This window comes from Streptomyces sp. JJ36, from assembly GCF_021696945.1.
In the GTDB taxonomy this organism is placed as follows: domain Bacteria; phylum Actinomycetota; class Actinomycetes; order Streptomycetales; family Streptomycetaceae; genus Streptomyces.
Window position 1 is genome coordinate 1 of record NZ_JACYHE010000212.1, and the last position, 245, is coordinate 245.

The 245-nt window shown below is 66.1% G+C and carries 1 protein-coding gene; it reads right to left on the reverse strand.

What is annotated here, in order from left to right:
* Positions 1-245 (reverse strand): hypothetical protein (locus HOY81_RS27805; RefSeq protein WP_237323362.1); only part of this gene is annotated, 245 nt, incomplete at both ends.

Consider the following 245-nt stretch of genomic DNA (forward strand, 5'->3'; position numbering starts at 1 on the left):
GTAGGAGACGTCGGTCAGCCCGTTGTCGGTGACGTCGACCGAGGTCAGCTTGTTGTCGGCGTTCCAGGTCAGCTTCTGGGTGTCACCGCCTGTCATCCGCTCGGTGGTGTTGCCCAGGTTGTCGTAGCCGTAGGACTGGAACGACTCCACCGTCCCCGTGGAGGTCTTCTCCACCGCGTCCACCCGGGTCAGGGTGTGCGGCTGGACCTCCTCCGGAGCGCTGGTGCCGTTCCCCGTGACGGTGG